We start from the raw sequence: 14,414 nt of genomic DNA on the forward strand, positions 1-14,414 counted from the left end.
GCCCGGCCCGCCGAGGTCAACCGCCTCCTGCCCGCTGCCCGTGCGTCGTAGCGTGAGCAGCATCCGACGAAAGGAAGCGCTCATGTCCACTCCCATTCCTCCGCTGGTCCCACTGCCCGACGACGACGGCACGCACGGCGTCCCGACGCAGGAGGTCGACGGCGAGACCACGGTCGACCCCGATGCCGACGATGCCCAGGTCAACAGCGCCGATGCCGACCGCGTTGCCGCCGACGGTGCGCAGGCTGACGAGTCCGACTCGCTCTGATCGGCACCGCACACCACAACGGCCACCTCGTCGTCGAGGTGGCCGTTGTCGTATCCGGAGGCGGAGGCGATCAGAGGAATCGTCGCGGGGCCGGGGTCGGCGGTGGCAGGTGCGGAATCGGCACCGGCCTCGTCGCCCGGCTCACACTGAGAAGACGTTCGACGTCGCTCAGCAACGCTTCGGCGCTGTCGTAGGAGATGGCCAGCGGAAGATCGCGAAGCCACACGACCTCGAGCTCGGTGGGCGCGAGTTCGTAGACACGTGCCACCGTATGACGGGCGTCACCCGGCGGATAGCGCCGATCGTTGACCACCCATTCGGACGGTGAGACACGATGCATCGCACATCGCGGACTCGGCTTTTCACTCATGTGACAGACCTCCCGGACCTCCGCTGGGACGAGTCTGCGCGCAGGCGCGTCATCCCGACAGCCCCTTGACAGGTCGCGGCAGATCGGCGGTGCGGTCAGTTCTCGGCAGCGCCGGCGGTGGCCACCTGTGCACGCCACCAGGGCGTCTCGATGAATCCGCGTTTCATGAAGACCAGCTCCATCGCCGCGTTCCAGCCACGAACGCCCTTGAGGTGGGCGATGGTTCCGGTGAGGAAGTCGTGCAGCGTCTCGGTCGTCGGCAGGATGATCTCGCAGTACAGCGAGTTCTCCTCCAGTACGGCCGCGAGGAAGCGCACCGACACGTGCTGCGACAGCGTCTGTGCGACCGAGGCCAGGCGCGAGGGCTCGACGCGGAGCATGAGCAGTGTCTCGGCGCTCATCCCCAGGGCGGACGCCGGCACCATCGTCACGGTCGTGAGGCATCCGGCGTTGCGCATCCGCTCGTAGCGGCGACGCACACTGCTCTCGTTCATGTCGAGCTTCGCGGCGATCGAGAGGAACGACGCGCGCCCGTTGATGCTCAGCTCCTCCACGATCGCGTGGTCGGCGTCATCGAAGTGGGTGGGATCGCACGTGTTGGGCGCCGGCATGTACGACTGGGGATCAGCGGTCGGTTCCGCGTGGGAGTCGTACAGCTGACGCCCCCAGTCGAAGCTCACCTTGTACGTGTGCACCACGAGATCACTGCGCCACCGTTCGACGCCGGGAATCCCCTGCAGCTCGGTGAGCACGTGCGCGTAGGTCGCCGCATCACCGGGGATCACGACCTCCGCGAACACGTCGAACTTCCCCGTGACGAGAGTCACGAAGCGCACGAACGGCGATCCGATGAGCGTCTCGGCGACGCTCAGCTGCGAACCCGGCGTGCAGTTGATGCGCACGAAGAAGCTCTCCACATGCCCCTCGCTGCCGAGCGTCGGCACGATGCCGACCCGCACGACCCCCTCGGCGAGCAGCTGCTGACCCCGGCGTGTGACCGTCGACACGGATGCCCCGGCGAAGTCGGCGATCGACGTCCAGCTCGCCCGTCCGTCCTGCTGCAGAGCGACCACGATCCGACGATCCAGATCGCTCACCTCGCGCCCGGTGCGCGCTGCCGCCACCGGACTTGCCGTACCCACCGGGCTCACGAGGTGGGCGGGTACACCCGGTGGAGGAACGAGCGCACTGTTCCGGTCCATGCCTCTGCCTCCTCGATCTGCGGCGAGTGCCCCGACTTCTCGAACACCACCATCTCGGAGTCCGGAATCAGATCGGCGATCACCTGGCTACACGATACTGGCGTGATCCAGTCCGTCCGCCCCACGGTGATGAGTGTCGGCACGGCGATCTCGTGCAGGCGCGGCTTCAGGTCGTAGTTCGGGAGGTTCACCGAGAACGCGTAGTTGTGCGCGCGATACCGGTACGGCGTCGCCTCGACCTTGCGCTCGACGGCATCCGGGTCGTAGACGAAGTCGTACAGCGGCAGGATCTCCCGCCAGCAGTCCTTGAGATCCTCGTCATCCCGCACCTGGCCGACGTCGATGCGATCGAACTTCTCCATGTCGATCGCCACGCGGTCCGAGGCGAGCGCGTTCTCGCGCGCGAGATGGGCGTTGCCGTTGTCGGGCGAGGTGTCTCGCAGCACCACCGCGGCGACGCGCTCCGGGTAGCGCAGCGCATACTCCATCGCCATGAAGCCGCCGTACGATCCTCCTGCGATCACGATCCGCTCGGCGCCGATCCACTCGCGCAGCCCGTCGATGTCGGCGGCCCACTGCTCGTGGCTGTAGGTGCCTTCACCCTCGCTCTGTCCGCTCCCGCGCGCGTCGAACACCACGACCCGGTACTCGTCCGCCAGCCGACCGAAGCTCGCCCGCGGCTCCGCCCGCGAGCCGAGCCCCGGGGCTCCGTGGTGCGTGATGATGACGGGCGCCCCCTCCGGCCCGAGCACCTCGACGGCCAGGTGGTTGCCGTTGATCTCTACCCACTCATGGGCGCTGGTGGCGGCGGCGAATTCCGGGGAGACCGGGGGCGTGGAAGTCATGTCGTCTTCTTTCTCGATGTCGTTGAAGTCGCGAGGTCGGGGGCTGCGTGGCCGGTCGGGGGCGCGAGGTCGGGGGCGCTCAGAGAGCGATGAGACACTCGTCCAGGCTGCGGGGATAGGTCGTCAGGGGTTCGGCGCCGCCCTTGGTCACGAGCATGCTGTCGCTGATGCGATAGCCCGCGTGACCGGGCACGTAGATTCCCGGCTCGTTCGACACCACCATGCCGGACTCGAGCGGCGTCGCATCGCCGTCCTCCAGCCAGGGCGCCTCGTGCATGCCGAGACCGATGCCGTGCCCCTGACGGTGCCGGATGAACTCCCCCAGACCCGCCTCGCGGATCACGTCGAGGCACAGCCGGTTCGACTCCCGGCACTCGAGCCCGGCCCGGATCGTCGATCGTCCGAGCTCCTGCGCCGCATGGATCGTGTCGTGATATCGCCGCTGGTCGGGGGTCGGTTCGCCGAGTACGAACGTGCGCTCCCCCTCGATGAACCGGCCCCCCACGGCGCAGCCGAGCGAGAGCATGAACGTGTCGCCCGCCTTCAGCCGGTTGACCGACGGGAGTCCGTGCGGGAATGCGGAGTTCGCCCCCGAGTACACCAGCCCGCCCGCCAACAGCGACGCGACGACCACGTTCCGGTGCTCCGCATACATGAGCGTCGTGCCCGTGGAGGTCACGTGACGCTCGAGCTCGGCCTCGGTGGGGAGGTCTCCCCCGGCCGCGACGGCGTCGCTCACCAGCTGCACCCCCGCCTCGAGCATCCGGTCGGTGATGCGTGCGGCTTCCCGATGCAGGACGACCTCCTCCGGGAACTTGACGTAGCGGGCGCGGGTGATCAGGTCGGAGCCGACCAGATCCGCGCCGGGCATCGCCGAGCGGAGCGCGGCGAGGCGGTGGTACGGCATGGACGCGGTGAATCCCACGCGTCCGGACGCCGAGACCGCGTCGGCGAGCACCGTGAACGGCGACACGACCCCCGGATACTCGAAGAACGCCACGAGCTCCGCCCGCGCCGACTGCGACTCGGCGTACTCGCGTTCGAGTTCCGGCAGCAGCATCACCACGCGGCCGCCCCCGTCGATCCAGATCGCGACCGGGCGCTCCGAGGGGTGGTGGAAGAAGCCCGTGAGGTAGGCGATGTCCTCGGGGTGGTCCGTGACGAAGGCATCGAATCGCTCGGCGGCCATCCGCTCCTGTACGCGGGCCTGCACTCGGTCGAAGAACTCCGGCGCGAGACGCTGGTCGAAGGCGGTCATGTCGTACTCCTAACGGGCGAGGTGACGCGGGTTGCGCGCATCGTTGTAGGCGATCGAGAGCAGGGTGGCCGACAGCACGAGGATGAGGATCGCGATCGAGGGGAACAGCGTGAGCCACCAGGCGCTCACCATCGCGCCCGCCTGCTGCGCCTCGTACAGGATGCGCCCCCACGACCAGGTGGTCGGATCGCCGAGGCCGAGGAACGCGAGGCCCGCGGCGGAGAGAACGGCGCGCGACGCCGTGACCACGACCGACACGACCACGACGGGGGTGACGGCGGGAAGCAGGTGGCGCGAGATGATCCAGACCGGGGAGGTCGTCATCAGCCGTGCGGCGTCGACGTAGGGCAGACCCACGACCGTGAGCGCCTGCGAGCGCACCAGGCGGGTGACCTCCGGCCAGGAGAAGGCCGCGACGACGAAGATGATGGTCGAGGTGCTCGGCCCCACGAGCGCGGCGATCAGGATCATCAGGGGCAGCACCGGCAGCGACAGCGTCATGTCGACGATCACGCTGATGATGCTGTCGAGCCGGCGGAAGTAGGCACCGATCACCGCGATGATGGTGCCGAAGACGATGGCGATCACCGACGCGGCCACGGCGACGAGGACGCTCTGCTGCGTGCCCCAGATCACCTCGGAGAACACGTCCCGCCCGAGCGCGTCGGTGCCGAACCAGTGGTCGGCCCCCGGAGGACGCAGCACGTCGGGTCCGTAGCTGGCCGGGTACGGCGCGATCAGCGGGGCGGCGAGCGCGATGATCACGAGCAGCAGCAGCAGCGCGAGCGAGATCATGCCGAGCGGATCGCGACGGAACGCCCGCCAGGTGTGTGCGCTGGCGCGCTCGCTCCCGCCGGCGGTCGGCTCGGTCGGCACGAGGGGCACGGAGGAGGGCAGCGGAGCGGTCATGAGGTCTTCACTCTCGGGTCCAGGTAGCCGTAGACGATGTCGGTGATCGTGTTCGCGACGACGACGGTCGCCGCGAGCATGAGGAAAGCGCCCTGCAGGACGGGGAAGTCGAGCTGTGTGACCGCCTCGTAGATGCCGCGGCCGATCCCCGGATACGCGAACACCGTCTCGGTCAGCACGGCACCGCCGACCAGGAATCCGAGCTGCAGTCCGATCAGCGTGGTCGTCGGCAGCAGCGCGTTGCGCAGCGCGTGCTTCCAGAGGATGCGCCGGCCGCGCAGACCGTTCGCCTTGGCGAGCAGGATGTAGTCCTCACCGAGCGTCTCGATGAGGGTGGAGCGCATGGTCAGCACGTACGAGCCGACCTGGATGAGCATGAGGGACACCGCCGGGAGCACGAGGTGCCGTGCGACGCTGAGATACCACTCGAGCCCGTAGGTGTTGTTGGTGTACGCCCCGCCGATGGGGAACCAGCCGAGGTTCAGCCCGAACACGAACAGGAGCAGGATCGCGACGCTCGGGACGAAGAGCGACTGCCCGGTGACGCCGACGATCTGCACGGCGCGATCGATGAAGCGTCCCTTGTGCGAGGCGGCTGCGACCCCCAACGGGATGCCGATGATGATCGTCAGCAGCAGCGCGGTCAGGGTGAGCAGGAGGGTCCAGGGCAGCCGCTGCAGGAGCACGTCGACGACGGGGATCGACTGGGTGAAGGAGATCCCCAGGTTCCCCTGCAGCAGCTGCCACATGTACAGGCCGTACTGGACCAGGAGGGGTTGGTCCAGCCCGTACTGCTCGAGGATGGTCGCCCGGATCGCCTCCGTCATGTTCGGACTCGCCAGCGCCAGCGCCGGGTCACCGGGGAGCAGGCGCAGCAGGAGGAACGTCACGGTCACGGCGAACCAGATCGTGAGCAGACCTCGGCCTACACGGTGGAGAATGAACGATGCTCGGGACACCCGGGCGACCTTCCTCGAGATTCCAGTGGTGTTATTCAACCGGGTACGCGCTCGCGAGCGAGAGCGGGTTCACGATCGAGAGCAGTTCGCTCGGCTTCGAGATGAAGCCGGCCCATTCGTCGCTGGCGGCGAAGAACAGGTTCTGCGTGTACATGATGTTGTCGTAGACCTGCTCGTGCACGATCTTGTTCGCCTCGCGCATGATCGAGATCTTCTCGTCCTCATCGAAGGTGACCATTCCCTCTTCGATCAGGGCGTTCAGCTCGGGGTCGTCCACGTGGGTGTAGTTGATGGCTCCCCCCGGCAGGTACGACAGCGCGAAGTTCGTCACCGGGTCGTCCATGATGGCGAAGTTGCCGGCGTAGATGTCGTAGTCGCCCTCGTTGGTCATCGAGAGGTAGGTGTTGCGCTCGGTGCCCTGGAGCTCGATCGTGATCCCGGCCTCCGCCGCACTGTCCTTGACCATCTGCGCCCACTGACTGGTCACGCTGTCCTGCAGCGAGTAGATCAGCCGGAACGAGAGGGGGAACATGCCGTCGGCGCCTGCCGTGTATCCGGCGTCCTCCATGAGCGAGCGCGACTTCTCCGGGTCGAACTCGTACTCCGACACCGAGTCGTCGTAGTACTTCGCCAGCACCGGCATCAGCGCGCTCGATCCGGTCGAGACGGCCTGGCCCTGCAGCACGACCGTGCGGATCGCCTCGTAGTCGACCGCGTGGGCGAGCGCCTGCCGCACCTCGGTCTTGGCGAGGTCCGGCTTCTCCATGTTGTAGACGAGGTGCGCGTAGCCCAGCCCCGGCGCTTCGATGACCTGGAGGCCCTCGCTGTTGCTGAGCTGCTCGACCTGAGCCGGGGGCAGCGCGTTCGCGATCACGTCGATCTCGCCGCTCTGCAGCGCCAGGATCTCAGTGTTCACGTCCGGGTACACGCGGTACACGACCTCTGCAGGACCGGGGACCCCGCCGTCGACCAGCGGATAGTCCTCGACGCGGTCCAGCGTGTAGTGCTGGCCCACCTGGAAGTCGCTCATGATGAACGGCCCCATGCCGACCCAGCCCCCGTCACTCCCGTCGTTCGCGAACTCCGCGATCGAGCCCTGCGGCTCGAACACGTGCTGCGGGACCACGACACCCCAGAAGCCGATCTCCTCGATGATCGAGGAATCGGGCTGCGTGAGTGTGAGCTCGACCCGGGTGTCCGAGACGGCGGTGGCCGTGTCGAGGTTGCCCAGCTGGCCGAAGAAGGTGCCGGGTGCCTGGTCGCGCTTGACCGCGTTCAGGGTCCAGGCGACATCCTCCGCCGTGAGGGGCTCCCCGTCGCTCCACGTCAGGTCGTCGCGGATCTCGTAGAACCCGGTGGTGTCGTCGACGTAGCCCCAGTCGGTCGCCACGTGGGCTTCCTTGGTGCCGTCGTCGCTGATGCTCAGCAGGTGCGGGTACATCAGGTTCGTGATCCACGAGTCGGTGCGACTGTTGCCGAGGACCGGGTTGAAGTTCACGACGTCGGTCGTCGTGCCGATGCTGAGCGTCTCGTCGCTCGGTCCGGCGTTGCCGGACGACTCCCCCGGCTCCGGTGCGGACGGGGCGCAGGCGGTGAGACCGACGACGAGTGTCGCGGCCGCACCGAGTGCGAGGAACGTGCGGTGTTTCATCAGACCCAAACCTCCTCGAGTACGCGCATGGTGTTCCCACCGACGACGGCGCGGATCTCGTCGTCGGAGTAGTCGTGCTTCACAAGCCAGCCGATGATGTTGTAGAAGGCCTCGGCGGGGTTCTCGATACCGTCGACGTACGGCTGCTTCTCGTACTCGACATTGGCGTGCGCCTGACCCAGCGACAGGTTCGAGGAGAACGCATCGTGCAGGCCGACGTGGTCGCCGAACAAGGTGTCGGGACCGAAGCTGACGTGCTCCAGACCCACCAGATCGACACAGTACTGGAAGTGGTCCATGACCGACTCCAGCGAGTGCTTCGGATGCTGCGGCGAGATCGTCGTGTGCGGTGCGGCCTCGATGCCGATCACGCCGCCGCGCTTCGCGCACTGGATGATCGTCTCATCGGTCTTCATGCGGTTCGTCGGCCACAGGCCGCGCGCTCCGGCGTGCGTGATGAACACCGGCACCTTCGAATGCGCGATCACATCGAGGCACGTCTGGTCGCCCGAGTGCGAGATGTCGATCGCGATGCCCAGCTTGTTCATGCGCTCGACGGCGCGCTCGCCGAAGTAGGTCAGGCCGCCGTCACCGCGCTCCTTGAGCCCGCCGCCCAGCATGTTCGCCTCCGAGTAGGCGATGCCCATCTGCCGCACGCCGAAGCCATACAGCACGTCCAGGCGATCGACCTCGTTCTCGATCATGGTGGACGCCTCCAGCGCGAAGATGTGCGCGACGCGACCGGTCTCCGCCGCATGACGGATGTCCTTGATCGACTCGGCCTTAATCACGAAGTCCTGGTGCGCGAGGTCCGCCATGCGCACACCCAGGTCGAACAGCACGTCCTGGTACTTCCATCCGGCGTCGCTCGAGATGCAGCAGGTGCCGTCCATGCCGTTGTCGAAGACCGCGGTCAGCCCCGAGCGCGCGAGGCCCTGGTATCCGGTGGGTTCGCGACCCTGACGGATGTGGTCGCGCAGCTCGCCCATGTCTTCGGGGAAGACCTGCACGTGCTCGTGCAGGGAGATCACGGTCTCCTCGCGCAGCAGGCGCTCGGTGCGCTCCTTCTGCGCGTCGCTGAGGTCCAGTCCCTCATAGGCGGGCACGCGGCCGATCTGCTTGGCGTAGCGGAACTCACGGTAGTCCTTGCCCGCTTCGAGGTAGTCGTAGGCCGTGTAGCCGGTGTAGCGGTCTGCTTTTTCGAGCACGGATGCGCTCCTTCGGTTCGGTGATGCGGATGACTCTTCCCGATCGACGCGGGGAGATTTCCTCGAATCTCGTTGATTTCGGCGCACATGTCAACCTTCATGAACAAATTCGGCTGAGATGTTTCCTGTTCGAAACAATTCAGAGGTAGTCTCCTGGCATGATGGCAGCTATGGAGAACTCGTCAGCGCGGGAGCACGACATCGTCCTGGATGTCCGCGGCCTCACCGTGACCCTGTCCACCGACGGCCGGCCGAACCGCGTGGTCGACGACATCGACATCACGGTGCGCCGCGGCGAGGTCTTCGCGCTGCTCGGTGAATCCGGCTCCGGCAAGTCGATGACCGCCCGCGCGATCATGGGACTCATCGACAACGGCGAGGTCGATGCCACCCGCCTGGCGGTGAACGGCACCGATCTGCTCACGCTCAATGCCGAACAGCATCGCCGCCTCCGCGGCGTGCAGGTCAGTCTCGTCATGCAGGATGCCCTCTCCGCTCTCAACCCCGTGCTCAGCATCGGCGATCAGATCATCGACCTGATCCGTGCCCACCGCAGCACCTCCCGCCGGGCGGCGGAGGAGCGCGCGGTCGAACTGCTGACCCTCGTGGGCATCCCCACTCCCGCACAGCGAGTGCACGACTTCCCGCATCAGTTCTCCGGTGGTCAACGACAGCGCATCCTGATCGCGATGGCCATCGCGCTCGAACCTGATCTGATCATCGCGGATGAACCGACGACCGCGCTCGACGTGACGGTGCAGGCGCAGATCCTCGACCTGCTGCTGTCTCTGCGCGATCGCCTCGGCATGGGCATCCTGCTCATCACGCATGATCTCGGTGTCGTGATGGAGGTGGCCGACCACGTCGCGGTGATGCGCACGGGACGCATCGTCGAGTCCGGCAGCGCGGACGTCGTGCTCACCGCTCCGCAGCACCCGTACACGCTGCAACTGCTGCACTCGATGCCCCAGGACGTCAGCGCCGCGGCGCCCGACGACGGGTCGGCTCCGATCCTGGAGGGGCGCGGACTGGAACGCACGTTCCGCTCCGGCAGTGGGCGCCGCGCGCACCGCGTCGCCGCGGTCGCCGGCGTCGACCTCCAACTGCGCAGCGGGGAGATCCTCGCGATCGTCGGGGAATCGGGCAGCGGCAAGTCGACCCTCGCCCGCATGCTGGTCGGCCTCGACTCCCCCGACGCCGGAACCCTGCGTTTCCGCGACGAGGATGTGACGCGCGGGCGGCTCCGCGACCGGCGCGTGCTGCGTCGCGGGGTCCAGATGGTCTTCCAGGACCCGTATATGTCCCTCAACCCGCGGATGACCGTCCAGCAGATCATCGCGGAGCCCCTGGCTGCGACACGCACCGGCACACCTGCGAGCCGTCGCGAGCGCGTCGCGGAGCTGCTGGAGCTCGTGGGGCTCACCCCCGAGATGGGTTCGCGCTTCCCCCACCAGTTCTCCGGCGGTCAGCGTCAGCGCATCGGCATCGCCCGCGCCTTGGCGCTGCACCCCGACGTGCTGGTGTGCGACGAGCCCGTCTCCGCCCTCGATGTGTCGATCCGCGCACAGATCATCGACCTGCTGTGCGACCTGCGCGAACGGCTGGGCATGTCGATCGTCTTCATCGCCCACGATCTCTCGCTCGTCCGCCACATCGCCGACCGCGTGGCGGTGATGTATCTCGGCAACATGGTCGAGATCGGCGACACCGAGACGGTGTACCGGACGCCGTCGCACCCCTACACCCGCTCACTGCTCTCGGCGATCCCGCCGCAGACCAGGGCCGAGCGCGGCATGCTGCAGCGACGGACCCCGCTGAGCGCCTGACGCCGGCCACTGCTCTCCCGACACGAGAGAGACACGAGAGAAGCCCCACCGTCTCCGATGGGGCTTCTCCGGTGCGCAGGCGTTTCGTCTGGCGGGAAGGAGTGCTACTCCCCCGCCGCCGAGGTCTCCGCGACGTCGATCGGAACGACCGGGCAGTCCTTCCACAGGCGCTCGAGCCCGTAGTAGACGCGCTCCTCCTGGTGGAAGACGTGCACGATCAGGTCGCCGAAGTCGAGGAGGACCCAGCGGGCCTCGGCACGACCCTCGCGACGGACGCGCTTGTGCCCGGACTCGATGAGCCGGTCCTCGATCTCGTCGGCGATCGCGGCGACGTTGCGCTCGCTGTTACCGGTGACGAGCAGGAAGATGTCGACCAGCGGCAGGGGCTCCGACACGTTCAGCGCGACGAGGTCCTCACCGCCCTTCGAGATGGCGGCTTCTGCGGCGAGCCGCAGCATTTCTTCGGCAGTTTCAGGTGATTGCATCAGAACACATTCGTGGTGAAGGCGAAAATGAGCACGACGCCCAACGCCAAGGCGAGACCGCCCGCCGTGATCGCCAGGATGAGCATGAGTTTGTTGCCCTTTTCCGGGGCAGGAGGACGGATGACCTCGCCGGCGGGCTTGATGGTGCTGACCGCGGAGCTCGCGGCGATGGGGGTCGGAGAAGACGACGCGGGCAGCTCGCCGTCGATCAGCACGGCGTCCACCTCCTTGCCGTCGGTGGTGCCGTGCGCGTGCCCCTGGGATCCCATGCCTCGCGGCAGTTCGTAGGACCCCGTGACCAGGATCTCTCCGGTCGAGGCGACAGGCCCGGAGAGAGAACCCTCGCCCGGAGACGGCGTGAAGATGAGCGCGCTGGGCGCGACGTGCTGCGATCCGGTGGAATCGCCGACCGTGAGCAGCTCGTCGAACGAGGGGGTGAAGGGCTTCGCGCTCTCCGCAGGGTCGCGGAGCAGCCCGACGCCGAAGGCCGGGTTCACGACCGGGCGTTCGCCGTCGTCAGCGACCTCGGAGGCGTCGTCGGCGTCGGTGTCGGCGTCGGCCAGGACGTCGTCATGATCGTGATCGTCCGCGGGCGCCAGTCCGAGCGCATCGACATCGTCGCGCGGGTCAGAGGCGTCCTCATGGTCGACGACGTCGAGCGACACCTCGCCGACCGACGACGCTGCGACGGACGCGCTCACCGGAGCGACGACCTCGACGTCGTCCACGCCTTCGTCGTCATCGTCGTCGACGACCGAGGATGTGCGGGAGAAATCAGGGACGGCAGCCACCACGGTCTCGTCGGTGGTGTGCTGCTCGTCATCGACGACAGCCAGTTCGACCGGCTCATCGGGCTCGTCCGCGACGACGTCGGCCTGACCGGTGTCCGGGTCGACGATCTCGGCGTCCGCGATGTCGGCGTCGTGCTCGTCGGAGCCGACCGCGGGAACGGATCCGGTGCGCACGCGCTCCTGCGCGCGCGCCTGGCGCCGGGTCAGAGGGGCGGACGAGAGGTCGACAGGTCGGTCGTCGGCGGGCGCGGAGCCGCCGGTGTCCGTCGATTCGGAGTCATCCTCCGTGGGCGCCTCCGGCACGGGAGGCAGCGGGGGCGTGGTGGTCGCGGCGGCGGCAGCCGCTTCCTCCGGCGTGATGACGGGGGTCGACCCCGTCAGCCGGATCTCCCGCAGCTGCTTGCGCGTCAGCGGACCGTGCTCGGTCTGATCCGATGTACTCATGCCTTGCTCCGATACAGATGATGCTTCGCGATGTACTGGACGACTCCGTCGGGGACGAGATACCAGACCGGTTGGTCGTCGCGAACGCGTTCACGGCAGGCCGTCGACGAGATCGACAGCGCCGGCACCTCCAGCTGGCTGACATTGTCGCTCGGGAGCCCGTCTGTGCTCAGGACGTGTCCTGGGCGAGACACCGCGACGAAGTGGGCCAACTCCCACAACTCATCATGGTCCCTCCAACTGAGAATTTGCGCCACGGCATCCGCGCCCGAGATGAAGAACAGCTCGGCATCGGGGCGATCGCGCTTCAGATCGCGCAGAGTGTCGATCGTGTAGGTCGGCCCCTCGCGCGCGATGTCGACCCGGCTGACCGTGAACTGCGGGTTGGATGCCGTCGCGATCACCGTCATCAGATACCGATGCTCGCTGGGGGTGACGTCGGATTTCTGCCAGGGGTGACCGGTGGGGACGAAGACGACCTCGTCGAGTCCGAAGGAGTGAGCCACCTCACTGGCGGCGACCAGGTGCCCGTGGTGGATGGGGTCGAAAGTGCCACCCATCACGCCGATGCGTGGAGCACGCGAGGTCGCTGCATCCATAGTGGCCTCAGTGGCCGTGCCCTGCCCCGTGGTCGTCCTTGCCGTGCTTCGCCGCCCAGGCGTCGGCCTTCGCCGAGTGACGGTTGGCGACGTTGCGGTACGACAGCGTCACCAGTCCGAGGAAGGCGAACAGGAGCGCCGCGATGACCCCGAAGATGAAGGTCTCGAGGGCCACGTTGCCGTGGTGCTCGGATTCAGCAGCAGCCATCGCGATCTGTGCGATGAGGTTCATCGGGACTCCGTTTCATGACCGGGTGCGGTACAGCGTCTCCCAGTCTAGACCTCAGCCGCGCGTCTGCCCCGCCCCACGCGCCAGCCACTTGGTGCTGGTCAGCTCGGCAACCCCCATCGGTCCGCGAGCGTGGAGCTTCTGCGTCGAGATGCCGACCTCGGCCCCGAAGCCGAACTCGCCGCCGTCCGTGAAGCGCGTCGACGCGTTCACCATCACCACCGCCGAATCGACCTCGGCAAGGAAGCGTTCGGCGTTGCGCGTGTCGGTGGTGATGATCGCTTCGGTGTGCCCCGTGCTGTACCGGCGGATGTGGTCGAGAGCGTCGTCGAGGGAGTCGACGACCTTCATGGCGATGTCGAGACCGAGATACTCCGTGGCCCAGTCCTCCTCCGTCGCCGGGATCACATTGGACATCAGCCCGGCCACGATGTCGTCGCCGTGGATCGCGACGCCTTCGCTCTGCAGGGCGCTCGCGACCAGCGGCACCAGGCGCGGCGCTGCCTGGCGGTGCACGAGCACCGTCTCGACCGCGTTGCAGACGCTCGGGCGCTGCACCTTCGCGTTCACCACGATGTCGCGCGCCCACTCGTCCGGCGCGCTCTCATCGAGGAAGATGTGCACGTTGCCCGCGCCGGTCTCGATCACGGGCACGGTCGACTCCGTGACGACCGTCTCGATCAGAGCCGCACTCCCCCGCGGGACGAGCACGTCGACGAAGCCGCGTCCGTGCATGAGGGCCTTCGCGCCGTCCCTGCCGAAGTCGTCGACGGACTGGATCGCCTCCGGCGTCAGCCCGGCGGCCTGCACCGCATCGCGCATGATCGCGACCAGCACGGTGTTCGACTCGCGGGCGGCGCTTCCGCCGCGGAGCACGACCGCGTTGCCCGCTCGCAGAGCGAGCGTGGCGATGTCGACCGTCACATTGGGTCGGGCCTCGTAGATCGCGCCGACGACGCCGAAGGGCACTCGCACCTGCTCGAGGGCGACACCGTTCGGCATCCGGTGGCCGCCGACCACGCGGCCGACCGGATCCGGAAGGGATGCCACCTGACGCACGGCCGCCGCGAGGGCTGCCACCCGGGTCTCATCGAGGCGCAGGCGATCGATCAGCGACTCCCCGATGCCGTCCGCGCGGCCGCGGACGATGTCGCGCTCGTTGGCCTCGATGATCCGGCGGGTCCCGGTCTCCACGGCGACCGCGATGGCCTCCAGGATCCGGCCCTTGTCATCACTCGTGAGAGCGGCCGTCGCGCGGGACGCGTCCTTGGCGCGTTCCAGGCGCGCCTGGGGAGTCTGGTCGGTCATCCGCCCAGTCTAGAACCCGCGCGCACCCACGACGCGGGGTGTGACGAGCGACGCGGAGGGGA

The 14,414-nt window shown here is 67.7% G+C and carries 15 protein-coding genes; 2 read left to right on the forward strand and 13 right to left on the reverse strand.

The window, feature by feature from the left end:
• Positions 1 to 82 precede the first annotated feature (82 nt).
• Positions 83 to 268 (forward strand): hypothetical protein, encoded by a 186-nt coding sequence (locus ACWA14_RS09130; RefSeq protein WP_463792636.1) that lies wholly within the window; start codon positions 83 to 85, stop codon positions 266 to 268.
• A 70-nt stretch (positions 269 to 338) separates the two neighbouring features.
• Here ACWA14_RS09130 and ACWA14_RS09135 read toward each other — a convergent pair whose 3' ends face one another.
• The 8 genes from ACWA14_RS09135 to ACWA14_RS09170 all read right to left on the reverse strand — a co-directional run bounded on the left by ACWA14_RS09135 (position 339) and on the right by ACWA14_RS09170 (position 8,670).
• Positions 339 to 536 carry a hypothetical protein gene (locus ACWA14_RS09135; RefSeq protein WP_463792639.1) on the reverse strand — a complete coding sequence of 66 codons (198 nt, stop codon included), beginning with the start codon at positions 534 to 536 and terminating at the stop codon, positions 339 to 341.
• Between the two features lie 197 nt (positions 537 to 733).
• A complete protein-coding gene (locus ACWA14_RS09140; RefSeq protein ID WP_463792641.1) occupies positions 734 to 1,762 on the reverse strand; it encodes an Lrp/AsnC family transcriptional regulator in 1,029 nt (342 codons plus the stop codon).
• Between the two features lie 23 nt (positions 1,763 to 1,785).
• Positions 1,786 to 2,685: an alpha/beta fold hydrolase gene (locus ACWA14_RS09145; RefSeq protein WP_463792642.1), complete on the reverse strand. Its 900-nt coding sequence runs from the start codon at positions 2,683 to 2,685 to the stop codon at positions 1,786 to 1,788.
• Between the two features lie 79 nt (positions 2,686 to 2,764).
• On the reverse strand, positions 2,765 to 3,943 hold the full coding sequence (locus tag ACWA14_RS09150; RefSeq protein WP_463792643.1) for a M24 family metallopeptidase: 1,179 nt from the start codon (positions 3,941 to 3,943) through the stop codon (positions 2,765 to 2,767).
• A 9-nt stretch (positions 3,944 to 3,952) separates the two neighbouring features.
• Positions 3,953 to 4,852, reverse strand: a complete 900-nt coding sequence (locus ACWA14_RS09155; protein ID WP_463792645.1) for an ABC transporter permease — start codon at positions 4,850 to 4,852, stop codon at positions 3,953 to 3,955.
• Positions 4,849 to 5,811: an ABC transporter permease gene (locus ACWA14_RS09160; protein ID WP_463792647.1), complete on the reverse strand. Its 963-nt coding sequence runs from the start codon at positions 5,809 to 5,811 to the stop codon at positions 4,849 to 4,851. Before ACWA14_RS09160 ends, ACWA14_RS09155 begins: the two co-directional genes overlap by 4 nt.
• A gap of 31 nt (positions 5,812 to 5,842) precedes the next feature.
• Positions 5,843 to 7,462 (reverse strand): ABC transporter substrate-binding protein, encoded by a 1,620-nt coding sequence (locus tag ACWA14_RS09165; protein WP_463792648.1) that lies wholly within the window; start codon positions 7,460 to 7,462, stop codon positions 5,843 to 5,845.
• On the reverse strand, positions 7,462 to 8,670 hold the full coding sequence (locus ACWA14_RS09170; RefSeq protein ID WP_463792651.1) for a dipeptidase: 1,209 nt from the start codon (positions 8,668 to 8,670) through the stop codon (positions 7,462 to 7,464). The genes ACWA14_RS09165 and ACWA14_RS09170 overlap by 1 nt, the downstream gene beginning before the upstream one ends.
• Before the next feature lie 170 nt (positions 8,671 to 8,840).
• Between ACWA14_RS09170 and ACWA14_RS09175 the strand changes: the two genes are divergently transcribed.
• Positions 8,841 to 10,496 carry a dipeptide ABC transporter ATP-binding protein gene (locus tag ACWA14_RS09175; RefSeq protein ID WP_463792653.1) on the forward strand — a complete coding sequence of 552 codons (1,656 nt, stop codon included), beginning with the start codon at positions 8,841 to 8,843 and terminating at the stop codon, positions 10,494 to 10,496.
• Positions 10,497 to 10,600: 104 nt separating this feature from the next.
• Here ACWA14_RS09175 and rsfS read toward each other — a convergent pair whose 3' ends face one another.
• The 5 genes from rsfS to ACWA14_RS09200 are packed head-to-tail and all read right to left on the reverse strand — an operon-like array spanning position 10,601 to position 14,352.
• The gene (gene rsfS, locus ACWA14_RS09180) at positions 10,601 to 10,981 is read right to left on the reverse strand and encodes a ribosome silencing factor (RefSeq protein WP_463792655.1); all 381 of its coding nucleotides are present in this window, start codon (positions 10,979 to 10,981) and stop codon (positions 10,601 to 10,603) included.
• Entirely contained in the window at positions 10,981 to 12,216 is a 1,236-nt protein-coding gene (locus tag ACWA14_RS09185) for a hypothetical protein (protein WP_463792658.1), read from the reverse strand. The genes rsfS and ACWA14_RS09185 overlap by 1 nt, the downstream gene beginning before the upstream one ends.
• The gene (gene nadD / locus ACWA14_RS09190) at positions 12,213 to 12,815 is read right to left on the reverse strand and encodes a nicotinate-nucleotide adenylyltransferase (protein ID WP_463792660.1); all 603 of its coding nucleotides are present in this window, start codon (positions 12,813 to 12,815) and stop codon (positions 12,213 to 12,215) included. Before nadD ends, ACWA14_RS09185 begins: the two co-directional genes overlap by 4 nt.
• Positions 12,816 to 12,822: 7 nt before the next feature.
• A complete protein-coding gene (locus ACWA14_RS09195) occupies positions 12,823 to 13,047 on the reverse strand; it encodes a hypothetical protein (protein ID WP_463792661.1) in 225 nt (74 codons plus the stop codon).
• Between the two features lie 51 nt (positions 13,048 to 13,098).
• Positions 13,099 to 14,352 (reverse strand): glutamate-5-semialdehyde dehydrogenase, encoded by a 1,254-nt coding sequence (locus ACWA14_RS09200; RefSeq protein ID WP_463792663.1) that lies wholly within the window; start codon positions 14,350 to 14,352, stop codon positions 13,099 to 13,101.
• Positions 14,353 to 14,414: the final 62 nt, after the last annotated feature.

This window comes from Microbacterium sp. TW_SC_2 (assembly GCF_055361165.1).

What these genes read in the sequence shown, in the direction of transcription:
- rsfS (WP_463792655.1), bottom strand. Translation starts at nt 10,981, where the DNA reads ATGCAATCACCTGAAACTGCCGAAGAAATGCTGCGGCTCGCCGCAGAA.
- ACWA14_RS09165 (WP_463792648.1), bottom strand. Translation starts at nt 7,462, where the DNA reads ATGAAACACCGCACGTTCCTCGCACTCGGTGCGGCCGCGACACTCGTC.
- nadD (WP_463792660.1), bottom strand. Translation starts at nt 12,815, where the DNA reads ATGGATGCAGCGACCTCGCGTGCTCCACGCATCGGCGTGATGGGTGGC.
- ACWA14_RS09145 (WP_463792642.1), bottom strand. Translation starts at nt 2,685, where the DNA reads ATGACTTCCACGCCCCCGGTCTCCCCGGAATTCGCCGCCGCCACCAGC.
- ACWA14_RS09175 (WP_463792653.1), top strand. Translation starts at nt 8,841, where the DNA reads ATGGAGAACTCGTCAGCGCGGGAGCACGACATCGTCCTGGATGTCCGC.
- ACWA14_RS09130 (WP_463792636.1), top strand. Translation starts at nt 83, where the DNA reads ATGTCCACTCCCATTCCTCCGCTGGTCCCACTGCCCGACGACGACGGC.
- ACWA14_RS09150 (WP_463792643.1), bottom strand. Translation starts at nt 3,943, where the DNA reads ATGACCGCCTTCGACCAGCGTCTCGCGCCGGAGTTCTTCGACCGAGTG.
- ACWA14_RS09185 (WP_463792658.1), bottom strand. Translation starts at nt 12,216, where the DNA reads ATGAGTACATCGGATCAGACCGAGCACGGTCCGCTGACGCGCAAGCAG.
- ACWA14_RS09195 (WP_463792661.1), bottom strand. Translation starts at nt 13,047, where the DNA reads ATGAACCTCATCGCACAGATCGCGATGGCTGCTGCTGAATCCGAGCAC.
- ACWA14_RS09155 (WP_463792645.1), bottom strand. Translation starts at nt 4,852, where the DNA reads ATGACCGCTCCGCTGCCCTCCTCCGTGCCCCTCGTGCCGACCGAGCCG.
- ACWA14_RS09200 (WP_463792663.1), bottom strand. Translation starts at nt 14,352, where the DNA reads ATGACCGACCAGACTCCCCAGGCGCGCCTGGAACGCGCCAAGGACGCG.